This is a genomic window from Myroides indicus, from assembly GCF_004364575.1.
Lineage (GTDB): Bacteria > Bacteroidota > Bacteroidia > Flavobacteriales > Flavobacteriaceae > Flavobacterium > Flavobacterium indicum_A.
Genome location: NZ_SOAG01000014.1, coordinates 47,321 through 65,470 on the forward strand (window position 1 = coordinate 47,321; position 18,150 = coordinate 65,470).

20 protein-coding genes are annotated in these 18,150 nt (G+C 33.9%); 17 read left to right on the plus strand and 3 right to left on the minus strand.

Annotated features, from left to right (window positions below; genetic code table 11):
• Position 1: 1 nt before the first annotated feature.
• Positions 2 to 358, plus strand: a complete 357-nt coding sequence (locus C8P70_RS07140; protein WP_133712654.1) for an arsenate reductase family protein — start codon at positions 2 to 4, stop codon at positions 356 to 358.
• A 46-nt stretch (positions 359 to 404) separates the two neighbouring features.
• Here C8P70_RS07140 and C8P70_RS07145 read toward each other — a convergent pair whose 3' ends face one another.
• On the minus strand, positions 405 to 1,505 hold the full coding sequence (locus C8P70_RS07145) for an MBL fold metallo-hydrolase (protein ID WP_133712655.1): 1,101 nt from the start codon (positions 1,503 to 1,505) through the stop codon (positions 405 to 407).
• 656 nt (positions 1,506 to 2,161) lie between these two features.
• Here C8P70_RS07145 and C8P70_RS07150 point away from each other — a divergent pair.
• The 5 genes from C8P70_RS07150 to C8P70_RS07170 all read left to right on the plus strand — a co-directional run bounded on the left by C8P70_RS07150 (position 2,162) and on the right by C8P70_RS07170 (position 6,664).
• Positions 2,162 to 3,010 carry a YicC/YloC family endoribonuclease gene (locus C8P70_RS07150; RefSeq protein WP_133712681.1) on the plus strand — a complete coding sequence of 283 codons (849 nt, stop codon included), beginning with the start codon at positions 2,162 to 2,164 and terminating at the stop codon, positions 3,008 to 3,010.
• 16 nt (positions 3,011 to 3,026) lie between these two features.
• Positions 3,027 to 3,599: a guanylate kinase gene (gmk, locus tag C8P70_RS07155; protein WP_133712656.1), complete on the plus strand. Its 573-nt coding sequence runs from the start codon at positions 3,027 to 3,029 to the stop codon at positions 3,597 to 3,599.
• A gap of 7 nt (positions 3,600 to 3,606) precedes the next feature.
• Positions 3,607 to 4,194 carry a nicotinate (nicotinamide) nucleotide adenylyltransferase gene (gene nadD / locus C8P70_RS07160; protein WP_133712657.1) on the plus strand — a complete coding sequence of 196 codons (588 nt, stop codon included), beginning with the start codon at positions 3,607 to 3,609 and terminating at the stop codon, positions 4,192 to 4,194.
• 287 nt (positions 4,195 to 4,481) lie between these two features.
• Positions 4,482 to 5,477 (plus strand): NAD(P)H-dependent glycerol-3-phosphate dehydrogenase, encoded by a 996-nt coding sequence (locus tag C8P70_RS07165; protein WP_133712658.1) that lies wholly within the window; start codon positions 4,482 to 4,484, stop codon positions 5,475 to 5,477.
• 200 nt (positions 5,478 to 5,677) lie between these two features.
• The gene (locus C8P70_RS07170) at positions 5,678 to 6,664 is read left to right on the plus strand and encodes a TerC family protein (RefSeq protein ID WP_133712659.1); all 987 of its coding nucleotides are present in this window, start codon (positions 5,678 to 5,680) and stop codon (positions 6,662 to 6,664) included.
• Positions 6,665 to 6,749: 85 nt separating this feature from the next.
• Here the strand turns inward: C8P70_RS07170 and C8P70_RS07175 are convergent, their stop codons facing one another.
• Entirely contained in the window at positions 6,750 to 7,178 is a 429-nt protein-coding gene (locus C8P70_RS07175) for a c-type cytochrome (protein ID WP_133712660.1), read from the minus strand.
• 105 nt (positions 7,179 to 7,283) lie between these two features.
• Positions 7,284 to 7,691 (minus strand): hypothetical protein, encoded by a 408-nt coding sequence (locus tag C8P70_RS07180; protein WP_133712661.1) that lies wholly within the window; start codon positions 7,689 to 7,691, stop codon positions 7,284 to 7,286.
• 156 nt (positions 7,692 to 7,847) lie between these two features.
• Here C8P70_RS07180 and C8P70_RS07185 point away from each other — a divergent pair, with 156 nt between their 5' ends.
• From C8P70_RS07185 to atpA, 11 genes are all read left to right on the plus strand, one after another.
• Entirely contained in the window at positions 7,848 to 9,320 is a 1,473-nt protein-coding gene (locus C8P70_RS07185) for a DUF5687 family protein (protein ID WP_133712662.1), read from the plus strand.
• A gap of 12 nt (positions 9,321 to 9,332) precedes the next feature.
• Complete coding sequence (locus tag C8P70_RS07190; RefSeq protein WP_133712663.1) at positions 9,333 to 10,037, plus strand: ABC transporter ATP-binding protein; 705 nt, start codon at positions 9,333 to 9,335, stop codon at positions 10,035 to 10,037.
• Between the two features lie 182 nt (positions 10,038 to 10,219).
• Positions 10,220 to 12,904 carry a type IX secretion system periplasmic lipoprotein PorW/SprE gene (gene porW, locus C8P70_RS07195; protein WP_243832684.1) on the plus strand — a complete coding sequence of 895 codons (2,685 nt, stop codon included), beginning with the start codon at positions 10,220 to 10,222 and terminating at the stop codon, positions 12,902 to 12,904.
• A gap of 16 nt (positions 12,905 to 12,920) precedes the next feature.
• Positions 12,921 to 13,283 (plus strand): bactofilin family protein, encoded by a 363-nt coding sequence (locus C8P70_RS07200; protein ID WP_133712664.1) that lies wholly within the window; start codon positions 12,921 to 12,923, stop codon positions 13,281 to 13,283.
• A gap of 16 nt (positions 13,284 to 13,299) precedes the next feature.
• Positions 13,300 to 13,539, plus strand: a complete 240-nt coding sequence (locus C8P70_RS07205) for an AtpZ/AtpI family protein (protein ID WP_133712665.1) — start codon at positions 13,300 to 13,302, stop codon at positions 13,537 to 13,539.
• The gene (locus C8P70_RS07210; protein WP_133712666.1) at positions 13,539 to 13,940 is read left to right on the plus strand and encodes a hypothetical protein; all 402 of its coding nucleotides are present in this window, start codon (positions 13,539 to 13,541) and stop codon (positions 13,938 to 13,940) included. Before C8P70_RS07205 ends, C8P70_RS07210 begins: the two co-directional genes overlap by 1 nt.
• A 118-nt stretch (positions 13,941 to 14,058) precedes the next feature.
• Complete coding sequence (atpB, locus tag C8P70_RS07215) at positions 14,059 to 15,159, plus strand: F0F1 ATP synthase subunit A (protein WP_133712683.1); 1,101 nt, start codon at positions 14,059 to 14,061, stop codon at positions 15,157 to 15,159.
• A 40-nt stretch (positions 15,160 to 15,199) separates the two neighbouring features.
• Positions 15,200 to 15,400, plus strand: a complete 201-nt coding sequence (gene atpE, locus C8P70_RS07220) for an ATP synthase F0 subunit C (RefSeq protein ID WP_133712667.1) — start codon at positions 15,200 to 15,202, stop codon at positions 15,398 to 15,400.
• Positions 15,401 to 15,480: 80 nt separating this feature from the next.
• Positions 15,481 to 15,972 carry a F0F1 ATP synthase subunit B gene (locus C8P70_RS07225; protein WP_133712668.1) on the plus strand — a complete coding sequence of 164 codons (492 nt, stop codon included), beginning with the start codon at positions 15,481 to 15,483 and terminating at the stop codon, positions 15,970 to 15,972.
• A 9-nt stretch (positions 15,973 to 15,981) separates the two neighbouring features.
• On the plus strand, positions 15,982 to 16,518 hold the full coding sequence (atpH, locus tag C8P70_RS07230) for an ATP synthase F1 subunit delta (RefSeq protein ID WP_133712669.1): 537 nt from the start codon (positions 15,982 to 15,984) through the stop codon (positions 16,516 to 16,518).
• 41 nt (positions 16,519 to 16,559) lie between these two features.
• Positions 16,560 to 18,134 carry a F0F1 ATP synthase subunit alpha gene (gene atpA, locus C8P70_RS07235; RefSeq protein ID WP_133712670.1) on the plus strand — a complete coding sequence of 525 codons (1,575 nt, stop codon included), beginning with the start codon at positions 16,560 to 16,562 and terminating at the stop codon, positions 18,132 to 18,134.
• The last annotated feature ends 16 nt before the right edge of the window (positions 18,135 to 18,150 follow it).

Here is an 18,150-nt window from a genome sequence, read left to right on the forward strand (position 1 = left end):
GATGAGAAAGATATATTATTTAAGCAGCTGTACAACCTGTAAACGAATTTTAGGTGAGATGTCTGAAATTGATAGTTTTGAATTGCAGGAAATAAAACAAAACCCTGTAACGGAACAACAGTTGGCAGAAATGTTTGCAAAAACAGGCAGTTATGAAAAGTTGTTTAACAAACGCGCACAGTTGTACAAAAGCAGAGGGTTGAAAGACCAAAATCTTGGAGAAGAGGATTTTAAAGATCTGATTTTAGAGCATTATACCTTTTTGAGCCGTCCGGTTATGTTTATAGATGGCAATATTTATGTAGGTAACAGTAAAAAAGTAGTTGAAGAAGCCATTCAACAAGCAAATAAGTTGTAGGTTTTATTGTTGTAAGTTGTATGTTAAATGGTGAAAATACTACCGTTTACTCAATAGCTTCCCACCAATTTTCAAACGCTTGATTTTCGTTGTTTAAATAAACGATTTCGCCAATTTTGGGAGTCATTATTTTTGTTTCAGAAATTTTGCCGGCATTTTCGGTTATTTTTTGCAGAGGTTCTTTCCACGGATGGTTTGCCAGTTTGAATTTAGAATTATGGACAGGCAGCAGTCGTTTAGTGTTTAGATCGGAACAAGCTTTAGGCAAATCTTCTGGCAATAAGTGGATATACTTCCATTTTTTGTCATATTGTCCATTTTCGAGAATAGCTATATCAAAGGGTCCAAACTGTTTTCCAATAGCTTTAAAGTGCGTATCGTATCCGCTATCGCCGCCCAAAAACAAATTCAATTTTTCCGATTTTAATACATAAGACGCCCATAGAGTATTGTTTCGCTTAAATCCTCGCCCCGAAAAATGTCGTGAAGGAGTTGCGGTAAGCTGTATTGATTTATTAAGAATAATATTTTCATACCAATCTAGTTCAATAATGTGTTCCGCTGGAAATCCCCAATATTCTAAATGCGCTCCGACTCCTAACGGGCAAATAATCTTAGAAATTCTATTTTTAATTTCTTTAAAAGTAGTATAGTCTAAATGGTCGTAATGGTCGTGTGTTAAAATAAGGAAATCAATCGCGGGCAATATAGCTGTATTAAAAAAATCTGCTCCTTTAAAAGCTACATTAGTATTGTATAGAGGCGAGGCATTTTTTGTTAAAACAGGATCTACTACTATTTTTTGTTGATCTACCTGTAAAAAATAAGACGAATGCCCGAACCACACCAGATAATCTTCAGTAAGTTTTAATTGATTAATATCTGTTTTTATATGTGGAATGCTCTTTGTTGGTTTAGTCGCTTTTACCTTTGAAAACAAAATGTCCTTTAAGGCATCGTAATAGAAAACTCCTTCTGCTAAAGCAGGGGTTTTGGATAAGTTTTGAAACTGATTTCCTCTAAAGTTTTTAGATTGCTTAATTTTCTCTAAACGAATGTCTTTCGCCTTTTTGCCAAATAAGGGGTGCTGAAGGAAAGCGGTGATGCCTATTGCAGCAATAAAAATGATTCCTAAAAGAATAAACATATCTTCAATATAATAATTTATAGTGCGAAATATCGCGATTTAATCCTAATCTGCCCTTTAACATGTTCTTAATCTATTTTTTTGTCTTTAAAAACTGCATAACAAAATATAAATATAGGGCTGAATATTAATTTGTTGTATATATGGGTTCGTTTTTTTAAATAAAGTAGATGTTAAAATTTTATTTTTCTGCATAATATTTGTGACTAAATAATAAACGTGTTGTCTTAATAATAACAAAGAGGGAATAATTGCTATGAAAGCCTTTTTTATTTATCTGAAAATTTCAGATGAAATCTGTCAAAAGTAAAATTTTGGCAAATGTATTTATAAGAAGAGTTATGGTTGTTTTGGTTATCTCCTATGAAGTGGAATAATTGTGCATAAAAGGTGAAAAGGAAAAGGAGTAACACTAAAAAGGCTGTTAGACATTTGTTTAGCAGCCTTTTGTTTTTATATATAGGTACCTTAAAATTATTATAAAAATAAGCCAGATAAAACAAGGGTAATAAAAAAGAAAATAAGATTAATGCTAAAAGTAAATGAAAACGAGTATAAAGGCTGTTTAAAAACCTGATTTATATAGAAATTACTCCTTTCATTTTGTGAGTTTTGCTTAACTTTGCAGTTATTATTTTAAGTATATGATACATTCCATGACGGGATTTGGTAAAGCATGTATGCAGTTGCCAACCAAAAAAATTACAGTTGAGGTAAAGTCTTTGAACAGTAAAAACTTAGATTTAAATGTTCGTTTACCGTTGACTTACAGAGAAAAAGAGCTCCCGCTTAGAAACCTGATTGCGCAGGAACTAGAAAGAGGAAAAGTCGATTTTTCGGTTTATAGTGAAGTTACGGCAGAAGAAACCTCAAGTAAGATTAATGGTCCTATAGTCCTATCATACATTCAGCAAATGCGTCAGATTATTCCAAATGCCGACGAAACGGAATTAATGAAAATGGCAGTCCGAATGCCAGATTCTTTAAAAGTGGAGCGTGTAGAGTTGGATGAAAATGAATGGGCGCAGATTGAAACAGTTATCAAAGAAGCACTTAAAAATATTAATGAATTTCGTACCAGTGAAGGATCGTCTTTAGAAAAAGACTTTAGAATAAGGGTGGAAAATATTCGGCAATACATGGAGCAGATAATTGAATTGGATGCAGAAAGAATTGTGGGAGTGAAAGAACGTCTGCGCAATAATCTGAACGAACTGAAATTGACGGTTGATGAAAACAGATATGAGCAAGAGGTGATCTATTACCTTGAAAAAATGGATATTACTGAAGAAAAAGTCCGCTTGGGCAAGCATCTCGATTATTTTGAAGAAACTTTAGAAAGAGGAGAGGCAAATGGCAGAAAATTAGGATTTATTGCTCAGGAAATGGGAAGAGAAATTAACACGATGGGTTCTAAATCAAACCATGCCGAAATGCAAAAGGTAGTGGTAATGATGAAAGACGAATTAGAAAAAATAAAAGAACAGGTACTCAACGTTCTTTAAAAAATAGATCGATTTTATGACGAAAAAAGGAAAATTGATTGTGTTTTCAGCTCCATCCGGTTCTGGAAAAACAACAATTGTCAGACATTTGTTAGCTCAAAAAGATTTGAATTTGGAGTTTTCTATTTCTTGTACTTCTCGTGCTTCACGCGGCGAAGAAATAAACGGAAAGGATTATTATTTTATTTCGCTGGACGATTTTAAGCAGCATATTAAAAACGAAGATTTTTTGGAATGGGAAGAGGTTTATAGGGACAATTTTTATGGAACTTTAAAATCTGAAGTTGAACGAATCTGGAGTGAAGGCAAAAATGTTATTTTTGATATAGACGTTGCGGGAGGGTTACGCATTAAGCGAAAGTTTCCGGACGAAACGCTGGCTGTTTTTGTAAAGCCGCCCAGTATTGATGAACTAAAAATTCGTTTGAAAAAGCGCTGTACCGAAAGTGAAGATAAAATAAATATGCGCATTGCCAAAGCATCTGTTGAGCTGGCTACAGCGCCTCAATTTGATCTGATTATAAAAAATTATGATTTAGAGGTAGCTAAGGAAGAGTCTTATCAATTGGTAAAAGAGTTTTTAAAATAATCAAAAGATGAAAATAGGGCTGTATTTTGGTACTTTTAATCCCATTCACATCGGGCACTTGGTAATTGCCAATCACATGGTTCAATATACTGAGCTAGATGAGGTATGGATGGTTGTAACACCACATAGTCCACATAAAAAGAAAAGAGGATTGTTGGAAGATTATCATCGTTTACACATGGTAAATCTGGCGGTTGAAGATTACGATTATCTCCGTTCATCCGATATTGAATTTCATCTGCCTCAGCCTAACTATACCGTAAATACGATGGAGCACTTGCACGAGCGCTTTCCAAAACATGAATTTGCCTTATTAATGGGAGAAGATAATTTGAATACGTTCACAAAGTGGAAAAACTATGAAACTCTATTGGACAGGTATGATATTTTTGTGTATCCGCGGATTTTTGAAGACAAAATGAAAGATAATCCGCTTCTTAAACATTCACGAATAAAATTAGTTGAAAACGCTCCTGTTATGGAAATATCTGCCACGTTTATCCGAAATGCCATCAAAGAAGGAAAGAATATTAAACCCTTGTTAGATAAACAAGTATGGGAGTATATAGATCACAATTTATTTTATAAAAAATAGAAATATACTTTTTTTATAAATATAGCTTCATGTTATTTTGATTTATTATGTGTTAATATCTTCTAAAATAGATAAATAAAGGAAAGGTTTGTCTATTTGTTTTTAATTAATTTATTGGGTTCAAAAAAATATTTTACATATTATTTTAGGTTCTTTAATTGGTTTTTTGGGGTTTTTTTGTATTTTTGTTAAGGTATTTTTATTTTATTGCATTAAAAACCAATAGGTGTTCAATTGCTTGAAAAAGGTTTTTTATTTACTTTTGGCGCAATAATAGTGTAACAATCATGAATGACAATCCGAAATTTGCGGTAATTGGAGGGGGGAGCTGGGCAACCGCTATCGTAAAAATGCTAAGTGAAAATTTAACTGATATAGCTTGGTATATGCGCAATGAAAACGCTATTGAAGAAATAAAGCTGAATTACCACAATCCAAATTATTTAAGTTCTGTAGAACTCGATGTTGAAAAGCTTTCTATAACTAATAATGTAAATGAGGCGATCACCAATGCGGATTATATTGTTTTTGCCATTCCATCAGCATTTTTAAGTCAGGAACTGGAAAGCCTGACAGAAAGTTTGGAAAACAAAGTGATTATTTCTGCAATAAAAGGAATTATTCCCGAAACAAGTTTGATTGTCGGGGAACACTTTCATCAAACCTATAATGTACCGTATGATAATATTGCGGTGCTTACAGGACCCTGCCATGCAGAAGAGGTTGCTTTGGAACGTTTGTCGTACCTGACGATTGCTTGTAAAAATAAAGAATACGCAGAGGTTATAGAAAATTGCTTAGGCAGTCACTATATCAGAGTAAAGCTGACGGATGATATTGTTGGAGCAGAATATGCTGCCATGCTGAAAAATATTTATGCTATTGCTTGCGGAATAGCACATGGCTTGGGATATGGCGATAATTTTCAGGCTCTTTTAATGAGCAATGCCATCCGAGAGATGAAAAAGTTTATTAAAAAGGTTCATAAAATGAAGAGGAATATTAATAATTCTGCTTACCTAGGCGATTTGCTGGTAACAGGATATTCATTGTTTTCCAGAAACAGAATGTTTGGAAATATGATAGGAAAAGGATATACTGTAAAATCTGCTCAAATGGAAATGAATATGATTGCAGAGGGATATTACGCTACAAAAAGCGCCTATGAACTCAATAAAAAATACGGCGCTAAAACACCCATTATCAATGCTGTGTATGACATTTTGTATAATGGAGGAAATCCTAAGAAAGCTTTTAGAAAACTAACAGAAAAATTAGATTGATTTTTTTATTCTTGTCACGTGTAAACTAATTTCGTTACATTTATATAAGCAACTTATTGGTATTCATTAAGTTGCTTTCTTGTTTTTATTTTTTTAAAGCAAGCAATATATGTATTAACTTTATGGTTTACAGTGTTTTACTTTAAATTTCCTTGGAGGAATATTAATACCGTAGTTTTGGAGACTTAAATAAATAAAATATGGATCATTTAATTAACCATCCCGGGTTATTATTCGTTTTCGGCATTGTAATCTTTGTTATGCTTTTGTTGGATTTAGGCGTTTTTAATAAAAACAGCCATGTAGTGTCTACAAAAGAAGCTTTGATTTGGACTGTGGTTTGGATTGGATTGGCAATGTGTTTTAGCGGAGTTATTTATTACTACATGGATTTTGAAAATTTTGCCAGATTTCAATCTGCCTACTGGATAGAAAAAGCTCTTTCAATAGACAATTTATTTGTTTTTATTTTAGTATTTACCTTTTTTAAGGTTCCTAAAGAACTACATCATCGAGTGTTGTTTTGGGGGATTATAGGAGCTTTGATTTTTAGAGCTATATTTATATTTGCCGGAGTAGAATTGATTAATCACACCTATTTGCCTGCAATGACGATTTGGGGAAAAGAAATCCAGATTAATGTGGTGTTAACCATCTTTGGTGTATTTCTTCTCGTTTCTGGTATTAAATCTTGGTTTGCCAGTGATGACCACAGCAATGAAGAAGACCTAAGTAAAAACTTTGCAGTGCGTATGGTGCACCGGTTCTTTAAAGTGAGTAAAGAGTATGACGGAGATAAGTTTTTTACGGTTCAAAACGGAATAAAAATGGTAACCCCGCTTTTTGTAGCGCTGATGGTGATAGAATTTACAGATTTGGTTTTTGCAGTAGACAGCATACCGGCAATATTTGCTATTGCCCCTGACGATCCGTTTATCCTTTATACGTCAAATATTTTTGCTATTTTAGGATTGCGTTCGCTTTATTTCTTGCTTGCAAACTTTATGGATAGATTCTCAAAACTCAAGTATGGACTGGCAATTATTTTGTCATTTATCGGAATAAAAATGATTATTTCTCCCTTTGTACATATTGAATCTACCGTTTCTCTTTCTGTAATTATAGGAGTTTTAGTCCTTTCGGTAGTTGCTTCCTTTCTGTTTCCTCCTAAAACGAAAGAAATTTAAAAATAGATAAATTGCTGAATATCTAACCCCTGATAGTTTTTGCTAAACAAAAAAACTGTCAGGGGTTTATTGCATAATAGTTTTATTATTTCAAACTTTCGGAGGGCTTTGCTGTTCCTCTGTGACACATTGTACAGGAAACTACATCTATTTTTTCTGGTTCAGGACTGTTTTGCCAATTAAAGTTTTCGGCATTAATCTTTTGCGTCATTAAAATCATGTGTCGGGCAAATTCTTTTTCTTTTTTGGAGTCGCTGGCAAAATCCAACTCTCCTTTTTTTCCGCTCGGGTCTTCGCTGTGACAGTAATTGCATTTTACCCCTAAAGCCTTATTGTATCCTTTCATCAAAGTTTTTAGGCTGTCATTTGAAATAGTGGAAGGCAGTACTTTTAGGTTTTTCCATTCGCTCTCATTCATTACCTTATCCGTAATGGTCGCCTTAGAAGTAAAGGCATATAGAATAGTCAAAATAGCAATAAAGCCACTAATTAATAATAGGTGCTTGATTTTCATAGTTTAAACGTTTTTAATAGAATTAGAGAAACTAATTTACGTAAACAATCAATTGGATTGATTATAAATTAGTTACTGGTCAAACGACTAAAAACAAGTTGAAAACTATTGTGCAGTAATTCCTTTTTTATCAGTAAAGGACAGGTCTTTTAGTTTTTCATCTCCTATTGAGCCTGCCGAAAAAGAATACTTTTTATCAAATAATTTTCCGTTTTGAAAAAAGGAAAGCATAAAAGTATTGGTAAGTTGAAAAATATTTTCATCCAACAGCTCTATTTTTTGTGATTGGTTTTGTGATACCAGAGGAAAAGCATGTCGGAATAAACTCGATTTTCTTCGTTCTCCATCTATGATTCCTTCTGCTTCAGAAACAATCATCACGGCTTCAATCGGTAGATTAGAATTGTTAAACAAATAAGCATACCACGCATCTTGCTGAAAATCTGTATTGAATTCTTTGACTATCACTATTTCAATATCCTTCACTAGGGGTATTTCTATATCTTTTTTCATGGATTTTTTTTGCAAATATAAAATTTTTGTCCGCATTAAGAGGAGAGCATAACGGTTGCTTCCTTTCCAAGAAACCTTTTTAAAGAAAAAATATACAAAAACTGTAACAAAAAAATATAAATACAGTCTAATATACAAATAACATTACGAAACACTATGCATAAGGCGCTTGTTGCACTTGAAAAAAAGAGAGTTAAAAGAGGAACTAAAAAATTGGATGTATGGGTTACCATCTTTAAATGGCTGGGAATCGTATATTTTGGTTTTTTGTTTTTAGCGTTAGGATTTGGGGCTTATCCGCTTATTAATGAAAGTTTTCCAGATGAAAATCCGGTTAATTTTATAAGCAGATATTTAACATATTATTTCGTTGTTGAGCTTGTTATGAGATTTTTGATGCAAAAATTGCCAACAGCAAATATCAAACCACTATTGACGCTTAATATTCCCCGAAAAAAGATAGTAAGCTTTTTTGTGGGAAAGACATTCTTTTCCCCTTTTAACTTTATACAGTTATTATTTTTGGTTCCTTTTGCAATTGCCTGCATCATGAATGAAGAAAACAGTGCGCAGATTATTCTTTGGATAACGGGTACTTATCTGTATATATGCTGTATGCATTTTGTCAATATTTTATCAGAATCATATAAAAAAGTATTTTATTCTATTGTTGTATTCTTTATTCTGGGAGGCTTTTTGCAGTATTACAATCTGTTTGATGTAACTATATACACACAATATGTGTTTTTGAGCGTTTATCATTATCCATTTTTGATCATTATACCCCTTTTATTATTGGGGATACTAAGTTATGCAACGCATCGGTATTACTTGTCTAATTTGTATTTAGACAATCTGATGACTGCCAAAGTAGAAGAAGCCAAAACACAGGAAATGTCGTGGCTGGATCGGTTTGGCACACATGCTTTGTTTTTAAAGAATGATATTCGTTTAATTATACGCAACAAACGTGCTAAAACAACGGTTTTATTAAGCGTACTGTTTTTGTTTTATGGTTTTTTGTTGTTGAGATTTGGTGAGGGAGAAACAAATTCTATTTACTCTTTAGTTTTTGTAGCCTTTTTTGTTTCTGGAGGTTTTTTGATGTTGTATGGTCAATACGTGCCCAGTTGGGATTCCTCTTATTACCCGTTAATGATGACGCAAAATATTACCTATAAAAATTACTTGAAGTCAAAGTGGCTGATCATTGCGTTAGGAACATTGTTGTCTACTCTTTTTTGTTTTTTCTATGCTTTTTTTGATATGAACCTCTTTTATCTGATCATTGCCATGGGTATTTTTAATGTGGGAATTAATGGGTACGTCGTTTTATGGGGAGGAGCATATATGAAATCGCCAATGGATCTGACGGCAAATAAAAATGTATTTGGCGATAAAAATGCCTTTAACTTAAAAGTGATGCTGATATCGCTTCCTAAAGTAATTTTACCCATTATTTTATTTGTTATAGGAAATTTAATTTATGCTTTTTGGGGTGGAATTGCAGTTTTAGTACTTGTTGGAATTGCCGGAATGTTTTTCCAAAAACAAGCATTCGGTTACATTGAAAAAATATATAAGAAAGAAAAATACGATACTTTAAAGTCATTTAAAGAAAACAATTAATTCAGAAAAGCCATGATTACAGTTGAAAAGTTGACTAAGGTTTACAATCAAAAACAGGTTCTTAATATAGACAGTCTCGTAATACCTAAAGGACAGAGTATTGGTTTGGTTGGAAATAACGGAGCAGGAAAAACAACTTTTTTTAGTTTGTTACTGGATTTGATTAAACCGACATCCGGACAGATTTTATCTAAGGGTATAGCTGTTAATGAAAGTGAGGAATGGAAGAACTATACCGGTTCGTTTTTTGACGATTCTTTTCTGATAGGTTATCTCACGCCGGAAGAATACTTTTTGTTTGTAGGAGAACTGAGAGGAATGAATAAACAGCAGATTTTTGATTATATCAAAGAACACGAGTACCTTTTTAACGGTGAAGTTTTAAATCAGAAAAAATTTATCCGTGATTTTTCAAAAGGTAATCAGAAAAAAGTGGGAATTGCAGCTGCTTTTATGGGAGATCCGGAGTTGGTGATTTTGGATGAGCCGTTTGCTAATTTAGACCCTACCACTCAAATAAGGTTAAAAGAACTGGTTAAACAAAAGATGAAAAGCAGTGAGATTACAATAGTGATTTCAAGTCATGATTTGCAACATACTTTTGAAGTATCCGATCGAATAATCGCTTTAGATAAAGGGCTGTTAGTTAAGGATGTATTAACAAGGGAAAGTACTTTTCAGGAACTGGAAAGTTTTTTCGCAACAGAATCCGTGTAGAGCACATTATATTAGTTGAGTTAGTTAGTAAAGAAGTCTGTTTAAGTTTTTTATTTAAGCAGGCTTTCTTTATTTTGGTCTAAGATAATGATTGGTAGAAAAAAGTAACGTATTTTTACAACGCACTTATATACTAAAATAAAGATTTAAAAGTTTTTAAGTAAAGTTTGATAGATTTGAAAGTGAAGAATATTTTAAAATATATTTATATTCCTGTCGTGTTGTTCTTTGTGGTAGCTTGTTCTGTAAAAAAGGATAAAATGCTCAACAGAGGATATCATGCATTGACTACCAAATACAATATTTTATTCCACGGAAATCTGGCATATGAAGAAGCATTAGAGGCTTTGAAACAAGGGTATTTTGATGATTACTGGGATATATTGCCAATAGAAAGGATTGATATTAAGGTAAATCCGGAAAAAGAATTTAGAAAAGGACAAAGCCTGGAGTCTAAAGAAGGCTCAATTTTTGATAATTTTTCATTTGAAGGAGAAGCTCCCGGAATGACTGAAGAAGAGACGACTAGCGGGTTTGAAAGAGCAGAAGACAAAGCTGTAAAAGCCATCCAGAAACATTCCATGGATATCCGGGGAAGAGAAAGAAACTTCCAGATGGATGAAGCTTATTTGTTGTTGGGTAAATCGCGTTACTATGACGGCAGATTTATTCCCGCTTTGGAAGCTTTTAATTATATTTTATTTAAATATCAGGAAAGCGATAAAATAAACGCAGCTAAAGTTTGGCGAGAAAAAACCAATTTGCGGTTAAAGTATGATGATTTGGCAATTAAAAATCTCAACGAGTTGATCAAAGAGCGCAAAGGCAGAATGGACAAGCAAGTAGAGGCGGATGCATATGCTACGTTGGCTCAGGGGTATATTAATATTTCGGAAATTGATAATGCGGCAACAGCTTTAAAATCCGCTGTTGAAATAACGCCAAATAAAGAAGAACAGGCAAGGTATATGTTTATTCTGGGGCAATTATATGGTAAATTAAATAAGAAAGAGGAGGCATATCAGGAATTTCAAAAAGTAATAGAACTAAACAGAAAATCTCCACGGTTGTATGTAATGCAGGCTCATGCCAGTCAATTTCAGTTAAGAAGAGGTCAGCAGATTGACTCTGTAGATTTTTTAAATCAATACAAAAAGTTGCTTAACAATAGAGAAAATCGCCCTTATCTAGATATACTTAACAGACAGGTCGGGCTTTTTTATGAAGATAGAGAGAATACGAATCAAGCGTTGAAATATCTGAAAGAAGCTGTAAAGCATGGGAGAGAAGATCAGCAATTAAAAGCGAGAAACTATATTGATATTGCACAAATCTATTTTAATACAGCAGGGTACGCATTATCAGGTCAGTATTATGACAGTGCATTAGCTGTATTGCCGCCAAAAGCAAAAGAAACTTTTGATATTGCAAAGCGAAGAGAATCATTAAGAGAAGTTGTGGAGTTAGAGCAAACCGCTCATAATAATGATAGTATTCTCAATCTGGTTGCTATGAATCAAGAGCAGCGTACGGCTTATTTTCAAAATTACGTAGACGAATTAAGAAAAGAAGATTTTAGAAAACTACAAGCTAATCTAAAGGGAAAAGCCGGAAATCAGGATTATTTTAATATGCCGAGCTTTGGAGATGCAATAGATTTTGCAACCGGAGGAAGCGGAGTTGCTTCAGGAGGAAAAACATCCTTCTATTTTTATTCTACTCAAGCGACTTCTTATGGAAAAATAGAATTTAAAAAACGTTGGGGAAATAGAGGTTTAGCAGATAACTGGCGTTGGTCATCTTCTTCATCCTCATCATCTCCTGCAACAGCGGACTCAGAGGGAGAACAAGAACAAGTTGCTGAACAGGTAAAAGAAAAACCAACCGTCGGTGAGCCGGAAGATGCAAGATACGATATAGAAGGGTACATCAATCAGATTCCTGTAGACTCTACGATGATAGCACAACTCAAAAAAGACCGCGATCAGGCTTATTTCGAGTTAGGATCAATCTATAGTGAACGGTTTAAAAAACATGAAATGGGAGCTGAAAAGTTTGAGTCTTTGTTGATATTTGATCCGGAAGAAAAGCTTGTATTGCCAACACTGTATAAGCTGTATAAAATTTATGAAGAAATAGATCCGGCAAAAGCGATGGCTGTAAAAAATACAATCACAACCCAGCATCCAGATTCCAGATATGCAAAATTACTGCAAAATATGGCAATAGAATCCGCGAGTGATCTGGCTCCGGAACAAGTGTATGCAAACGTGTTTAAAGTATACCAAACCGGAGACTATTTACAGGCTTTTCGCGAAGTTGAAAATACATTGGACAATTTAGATAACGAAGATTTTGTGAGTAAATTTGAGCTGTTAAAGGCAAATATTACAGCTCGTATTGATGGATTGGAAAAGTATAAAGAAGCTTTAAATTTTGTTGCGCTCAATTATAGCTCTACTCCCGAAGGAAAAGAAGCGGCAAATATTCTGGCAGTTAATATCCCTGCTTTAGAAGCAAAGAATTTTTCGGAAGAGGTATCCAATCGATGGAAAATTGTATTTGAAAGTCCGGTTAAAGACAGTGTCGGAAGAGAAATGAAACGCAAAATGATTGATTATGCCAATTCAAACGCCTATATAGGAATTAAGTTTTCAGAAGATTTTTATACGAGAGATTCTGTGTTTTTTGTATTGCACGGCTTTACGAGTAAGGAAAATGCGGAAGATGCAATACAAAAACTGACAGGAAATTCAGAAGGTATTCTTTATGCTATAACAGCCGAGGATTATTCAGTAGTACAAATCAAGAAAAATTGGGATAATTACAAAGCTGTACAAGAGATTTCAGAAACGCCAATACCATAAGAAAAAGAAAGAAAGTATGTTTGAAAAATTAAAAAAAGCAAATTACGTCGATTCTTTAGGAAGAACAAACCGCATTGTAGAAGGAACAGTCATAAAGGGAAATATAGAGGCTGTGGCGGATCTGAGACTTGACGGAATCTTGGAAGGAGATTTAATTGTAAAGGGAAGGGTTGTGTTGGGACCCACTGCGAAAGTAATTGGAAATATAGAATGTGAAAACAGCGATATTGAAGGAGTGGTTGAAGGAAAGATAAAAGTAAGCGATTTACTTCATTTAAAATCCAACGCTTTGATAAAAGGAGAAATAACCGTTGGAAGACTATCAGTAGAACCCGGAGCAAAAATCGAAGTCAATTGCCAGATGAGAGGAACGGAATAAATATATTAATTATTGAATGAATAAGCGGCAAACCAGTTCTGTAAATCAATATATACGGTTTTCGGGAATAGCTTTTCAAATGGGAATAGTTATTGCTGCGGGGATTTATTTAGGTGTTTGGCTGGATGAAAAATATACCAATACTTATTCATTATTCACTGTGATTTGCTCGTTGCTATCGGTTTTTATATCCTTGTTTTTAGTAATTAGGCAAGTTCATAAAATAGATAAAAGAAATAATAATTATAAACAATAATGAAACAAAAGGTGTTTGGCTTTGTTAAATATTTGGTGATTTTTACAGTAGCTATAGGAAGTATTCAGTGGTTAATTGTGAATTTCCTTATGATAAATCAAGAATATTACTACAATACGCTTGAAATTTATGGCTTTCTTTTTCTGATAACGTTGTTGTTGTATATAGGAGTTGCGTATATCAATAGCGTTTTTTCTCAATATACAGGATATGCTTTTATGGCAAGCAGTTTTTTAAAGATGATTCTGTCCGTTATCTTTTTATTGCCAATAATTTTAAAAGATGATCGCTCTTATACGGCAGATGTATTACTTTTCTTTATGCCTTATTTTTTGTATTTGCTCTTTGAGACGGTTTTTGTAGTTCAATTGTTGAAAGACAAAGCAGAAAGAAATGTTTGATTTATAGAGATATGAGGTGTTTTTATTTTTTATATTATTAACAGTTGATTATAAATTAAAAATTTTATCTTTGCACCAAATTTTACAGACCATAATTTTTAATTTCTAAGTAAAAATGATGACCGCAAAAAAGTTCATGAAGTATTTATTAGTTCTGTCAGTGGTTTTAATGCCTTTTATTTCTAAAGCAACTAATGGAGACCAAACTCTTGCTGATGAAATAGAAGAATTTGACGCTACTGAATTAATTCAGCATCATATTGCAGATTCACATGATTTTCATCTTTTTGATTATAACGGTGATTCTTATTCTTTGCCACTGCCAATAATTCTTTGGACAAAGAATGGTCTGGTTACTTTTATGTCAAGCGAATTTAAACATGATGAAGATGCTTCTGTGGTAGTTGAAAAAAACGGACAGGAATTTGTAAGATATCATGGTAATATTTATTATGCAGATGCTTTTGCATCAAAAGTAGAAGGAGAGCATTTTGAAGCCCCGTCTGTTATGGATTTTTCTCAAAGACCAGTGAACTTTTCAATTACTAAAAACGTTTTTTCTTTAATACTTTCTGTTATATTGATTTTTGTATTGTTTAATGCTGTAGCAAAATCATACAAGAAAAATGATGGTGCGCCTAAAGGACTCACAGGTTTTCTTGAGCCATTAGTTATATTTGTAAGAGATGAGATTGCTATTCCGAATATTGGAGAAAAAAAACACGGAAAATTCATGCCTTATTTGTTGACAGTTTTTTTCCTGATATGGGTTAATAACTTGTTTGGATTGATTCCTTTTTTCCCTTTTAGTGCAAACTTGACAGGAAATATAGCCTTTACATTTACAATGGCAACAATTACTTTTTTGATTACTATTTTTAGTGGCAACAAAAATTATTGGGGACACATTTTTAATACTCCAGGTGTGCCATTGTGGTTAGCTCCGATTATGATTCCCGTGGAAATTATGGGTATGTTTACAAAGCCAATTGCATTGATGATTCGTTTGTTTGCTAATATTACCGCAGGTCACATTATCATCTTGAGTTTAGTTTCATTGATATTTATATTTAAATCCGTCTTCATATCTCCTGTTTCAGGAGCATTTGTTTTGTTCATGAGCGCATTAGAAATATTGGTTGCAGCATTACAGGCATATGTATTTACATTATTGTCGGCTCTGTTTATTGGACAAGCAGTAGAAGAAGGACATCACTAAAATAGAAGTTTTTTAATATTAACTATATAATTTTTTTATTATGATTTTAGCTGGAATTGGTGCTGGAATTGCTGCTTTAGCAGCTGGAATAGGGATTGGAAAAATCGGCGGTTCAGCAATGGACGCTATTGCTCGTCAACCTGAAGCAGCTTCAAAAATTCAAACTGCAATGATTATTTCTGCTGCACTTATCGAGGGTGTTGCTTTATTTGCTGTAGTTGTTGCATTAATTGCAAAATAATTTTTGAAAAGGCATCCTGAAACGGTTGGTTTCAGGATGCTGTTTTTAATGTAAAAAAACAAATTTAAAGATAGTATATTATGAATTTTGTAGCACCTGAGAGTTTAATTTTTTGGACAACGGCTATTTTTATCGTTTTCTTTTTTCTCTTAAAGAAATTTGCTTGGAAACCTATATTAGAAGCGGTAAAGAAAAGAGAAGAATCTATTACAGATGCTTTAGCTTCAGCTGAGAATGCAAAAAGAGAAATGGCAAACTTAAAAGCTGATAACGAAAAATTGTTAGCAGCTGCGCGTGCAGAGCGCGATGAATTGCTAAAAGAAGCTCGTGAAATTAAAGAAAAAATGATTGCTGATGCTAAAAATATAGCAGAAGCTCAAGGTGAAAAAATAATTGCCCAAGCAAAAGCTACGATTGAAAGTGAGAAAGCAGCCGCAGTTGCCGATTTGAGAAATCAAGTATCCTCTATTTCAATTGAAATTGCTGAAAAGTTATTAAAGGAACAACTGGCAAATAAAGAAGCTCAATCTAATTTGGTTGAGAAAATGCTAGAAGATATAAAATTAAATTAATCAATCATTATGGTAGGCACAAGAGCAGCTGCACGTTATGCAAAAGCAATACTAGAAATTTCTAGCGAAAAAGGAAACGCTGATGCTATAAATAATGACATGATCCTGATTTCCCAATCAATATCTCAAAGCAAAGAATTAAATATTTTTCTGAATAATCCGATTATTAAAAACGAAGTTAAATACAATGCTCTTTTAGAAGTGTTTGCATCGGTCAATGAGGGAACAAAAGAATTGTTTAAATTGCTTAACACAAACAATAGATTTGAACTTCTCAATGCTATTGCGTTGGAGTTTCAAAGACAGTACAATGTGTTAAAGGGAATTGAAAAAGTAATAGTAACTACGGCAGTGCCGATGGATGCTGTTTTAGAGAGTAAAGTTCTGGAAAAGGCAAGAGCATTGGCACCCGGAAAATCAATTTCAATTTCAAATATAGTAGATTCGTCAATTTTGGGAGGATTTATCCTTAAAATAGGAGACAAACAGTACAATGCTTCTATAGCAAATCAATTACAACTTTTAAAAAGAGAATTAACAAATTAAAAAATCACCGCACGAATATTCGTGTATAAACATAGATAAAAATGGCGGAAATTAAACCAGCTGAAATATCAGCGATTTTAAAGAAACAGTTATCTGGATTTAACTCTGAAGCTTCTTTAGAAGAAGTAGGAACTGTGCTTGAAGTAGGAGATGGAGTTGCCCGTGTTTATGGGTTAACAAATGCAGAGTACGGAGAGTTAGTTGTATTAGACAACGGATTAGAAGCAATGGTACAAAACCTTGAAGAAGACAATGTAGGTATTGTATTGTTAGGTTCTTCTGTAGGTGTAAAAGAAGGTACAACAGTAAAGAGAACAGGTCGTATCGCTTCGCTTAAAGTAGGTGAAAAAATGGTAGGACGTGTGGTGAACACACTCGGACAGCCAATTGATGGAAAAGGACCTATTGAAGGTGATTTGTACGAAATGCCATTAGAGCGTAAGGCTCCCGGAGTTATCTATCGTCAGCCTGTGACAGAACCTTTGCAAACAGGAATTAAGGCAGTAGACGCAATGATTCCGATCGGAAGAGGACAACGTGAGTTGGTTATTGGTGACCGTCAAACAGGAAAAACAACGGTTTGTATCGATACGATTTTAAATCAAAAAGAATTTTATGATGCTGGGCAACCAGTATATTGTATATATGTAGCAATTGGGCAAAAAGCATCAACTGTTGCCGGAATTGCAAAAACATTAGAAGAAAAAGGAGCAATGGATTACTCTATCATTGTTGCTGCTAATGCTTCTGACCCAGCTCCGATGCAGGTTTATTCTGCTATGGCTGGTGCTGCTATTGGAGAGTATTTTCGCGATACAGGACGTCCTGCATTGATTATTTATGACGATTTGTCAAAGCAAGCTGTAGCTTACCGTGAAATGTCTTTGATTTTAAGAAGACCACCGGGACGTGAGGCATATCCTGGAGACGTATTTTATTTGCACTCAAGGTTGTTAGAGAGAGCGGCACGTGTTATTGGAGATGATGACATAGCAAAGGATATGAACGACTTGCCGGATTCAATTAAGCCATTTGTAAGAGGTGGAGGATCCTTGACTGCATTACCGATTATTGAAACACAGGCAGGAGATGTTTCGGCGTATATTCCTACCAACGTAATTTCGATTACTGACGGACAGATTTTCTTAGAGTCTGACTTGTTCAACTCTGGAGTACGCCCTGCTATTAACGTAGGTATTTCTGTATCTCGTGTGGGAGGGTCAGCTCAGATTAAATCAATGAAAAAAGTTGCCGGAACTTTAAAATTAGATCAGGCGCAATACCGGGAGCTAGAAGCTTTTGCTAAGTTTGGTTCTGATTTGGATGCGGCTACGATGAATGTTATTTCTAAAGGGCAACGTAACGTTGAGATCTTAAAACAGGCTGTAAACGATCCTTATACGGTAGAAAATCAAGTAGCAATTATTTATGCGGGTTCTAAGAATCTTTTGAGAAATGTACCGGTGAATAAGGTAAAAGAATTTGAAAAAGATTACTTGGAGGTTTTAAATGCAAGTCATAAAGATACCTTGAACCAGTTAAAAGCAGGTAAATTCACAGACGAGATTACAGCTGTTTTGGAAAAAGTAGCTAAGGAAGTTGCTTCAAAATATTAAAAAATAAATTGTACCG